The 2,625-nt window shown below is 55.5% G+C and carries 3 protein-coding genes and 2 pseudogenes; 1 reads left to right on the plus strand and 4 read right to left on the minus strand.

Translation table 11 applies throughout. From position 1 onward, the window contains the following. The coding region (locus ACR0IP_RS22970; protein ID WP_480528134.1) for an SDR family oxidoreductase at positions 1-540 on the minus strand (540 nt) is incomplete at its 3' end. Positions 541-675: 135 nt separating this feature from the next. Here ACR0IP_RS22970 and pdxH point away from each other — a divergent pair. Beyond that, positions 676-1,275, plus strand: a pseudogene (gene pdxH / locus ACR0IP_RS22975) (pyridoxamine 5'-phosphate oxidase); the annotation flags it as partial. Here the strand turns inward: pdxH and ACR0IP_RS22980 are convergent. From ACR0IP_RS22980 to ACR0IP_RS22990, 3 genes and pseudogenes are all read right to left on the minus strand, one after another. Then, a pseudogene (locus ACR0IP_RS22980) lies at positions 1,276-1,548 on the minus strand (diaminopimelate decarboxylase); the annotation flags it as partial. Positions 1,549-1,852: 304 nt separating this feature from the next. Further along, on the minus strand, positions 1,853-2,053 hold the full coding sequence (locus ACR0IP_RS22985) for a hypothetical protein (RefSeq protein WP_480528135.1): 201 nt from the start codon (positions 2,051-2,053) through the stop codon (positions 1,853-1,855). Continuing rightward, positions 2,050-2,625 (minus strand): lyase family protein (locus ACR0IP_RS22990; RefSeq protein ID WP_480528136.1); only part of this gene is annotated, 576 nt, incomplete at its 5' end. The genes ACR0IP_RS22990 and ACR0IP_RS22985, both read right to left, overlap by 4 nt.

Raw genomic sequence — 2,625 nt, forward strand, 5'->3', positions numbered from 1 at the left:
CTTGCCCAGGTCCTCGGCCAGGTATTTGACCGACGCTTCCAGAGCGGCCTTGGCAACACCCATCACGTTATAGTGGGGCATCACCTGCTCGGCTCCGTAATAGGTCAGTGTTATGGCACTGCCGCCTTCGGACATCATCTTTTCCGCGCGCTGCATAACCGCGGTGAACGAATAGACGGAGACATCCATCGTCAGCGTGAAATTGGCCCGGCTGGTATCCACATAACGTCCACGCAATTCGTTCTTGTCAGAAAAACCGATGGCGTGAACGATAAAGTCCAGCTTGCCCCATTTCTCTTCCAGCGCCGAGAAAAGCCCATCAATTGAAGCCTCATCGCTCACGTCGCAGGGCAGAACGATTTCGCTGCCCAATTGCGCAGCCAGCGGGTCCACACGTTTTTTTAAAGCGTCACCCTGATAAGAAAAGGCAAGTTCAGCTCCGGCTTCGGACAAGGCGCGGGCGATTCCCCATGCGATTGATTTGTCATTGGCCAGTCCCATGATGAGGCCACGTTTGCCGGCCATCAACTGATTTGACATGTTTGGTTCTCCGCCTGTCTTCGCGTTAGATTGGCATGGTTTATGCCATTGGTAGCGCTGCATCAAGGCCGTGCGCTCTTGCTCGCAGCGGGTTCTCGCCTTAGGCTCGTCATTAATACTTTCCAGGGGATGGAAATGACCGAGCGTGATGGCATCTTTGCTGGCTCCGATCCGTTTAAAATTGCGGCCCGGTGGTTAGCTGAGGCTGAAGAAACTGAATTGAATGATCCGAATGCGATTGCGCTTGCAACCGTTGACCCGGATGGTTTGCCAAATGCACGCATGGTTTTGCTGAAAGAAATCGAAGCGGATTCATTTGTATTCTATACAAACTACGAAAGCGTCAAAGCGAATGAGCTGGATACGTCGGAAAAAGCTGCATTTGTAATGCATTGGAAATCTTTGCGGCGTCAACTTCGTGTTCGTGGTACAGTATGTCGTGAAAACGGGCCCCAGGCTGATGCGTATTATGCATCAAGGTCATTGAAAAGCCGGTTGGGTGCCTGGGCTTCAAAGCAGTCACAACCGCTTTCAAGTCGGACAGCTTTGATGGCAGAGGTCGCGAAAGTGACCGCTAAACTTGGGCCGAATCCACCTCGTCCTCCATTCTGGGGCGGGTACCGATTAACGCCGACAGAGATTGAGTTCTGGGCTGATGGAGCATTTCGCTTGCATGACCGGTTCAGATGGAAACGAATTGAGCCGGGATCGGCATGGCATGTTGAAAGGTTGAATCGCCTTCGCACGCAGATATTCTCCGCCCGAGACCACGTCCATCCCCGCACCTGCTTGGGCCAATGTCTTAAGGATCGCCTGATTGCTGGCCGCTTTCATCGCGTAGCAGACCAGATGATCGGTACCGTCCAACGCGTCATCGAACAGTTTGAAATGCCGCTGCAACGTTGCCGTGGAATAGACGTAGAACGGTGTTCCGACCGCGGCTGCGATTTCGGAGACTGGGACGTCCTCGGCGAAAAGCGCGCCGTCGCGGTACAAAAAGTGATCCATGCCTGCGCGCTTAGACCATAAGAGGACTTCGGATCAATGGATTCTGTATCCTTAGTCCCGGTTTAGTTTTGCGTTGAAACACCAACTCGGCCATAGCCCGAGATTGAAATGCCGGTGCCCGATTGTTTTGGTTCGGCCGCAGGTTCCGGACGTCGCGCTGACGAAGGCTCGCAAGCCGCCAAAACAGCAAGTGCACAAACCAATCCCAGAATTCTCATTTCAATACCATTTCTTTGTGTGACAGGTAATCGATACGTGGACCCAACATGAGGTGCCGGGACCATGGGCGCAACATTCAAAAGGATCAGAATCCAAGATAAATGCCCAGCGGTCCGCGGCTTAGGCCGACACCCCCGCCAACATACGCGCCGCTTGATCCAACCCCAATGGTGGCATTGACCGTGGGTTGAGGGGCAGTTGGTTGATCAGGCTCGCCATCAGCCCCGCACCCGGCCAGCACCAGACCGGAAACCGCAATCAGGATCGCACGTAGCGCGGTTGTCATACCATTGCCTTCCATCGTTCGATCTGGGCCCGCACCTGATCGGGGGCGGTACCACCGTAGGACTGCCGCGAGTTTACCGAATTGACGACGCCAAGGACAGAGTAGACATCATCCGAGATATCACCATGGACCGATTGCATATCATCCAGCGTCAGGTCGGGCAGATCACAATCCTTGCCTTCGGCCATGGCCACCAGTGATCCGGTGACGTGATGCGCATCCCGGAACGGCAGGCCCAGCACCCGCACCAGCCAGTCGGCCAGATCCGTAGCGGTCGAGAAACCCGAGCCGGCGGCGGCGGCAAGGCTGTCGCGGTTGGCGGTCATGTCCTTGACCATCCCTTCCATCGCCGCCAGTGCCAGCATCCAGTTGTCGGCGGCGTCAAAGACCTGTTCCTTGTCTTCCTGCATGTCCTTGGAATAGGCCAGCGGCAGGCCCTTCATCACCATCATCAGCGCGGTATTCGCCCCGTAAATGCGGCCCACCTTGGCCCGGATCAGTTCCGCCGCGTCGGGGTTTTTCTTTTGCGGCATGATCGACGAGCCGGTCGAAAAGCGATCTGACAGCGTCAC

It is taken from the genome of Ruegeria sp. AL11, assembly GCF_056540865.1.

Bases quoted from the DNA above. Each gene is read 5' to 3' on its own strand.
- ACR0IP_RS22985 (WP_480528135.1), bottom strand. From the start codon at position 2,053: ATGACAACCGCGCTACGTGCGATCCTGATTGCGGTTTCCGGTCTGGTG.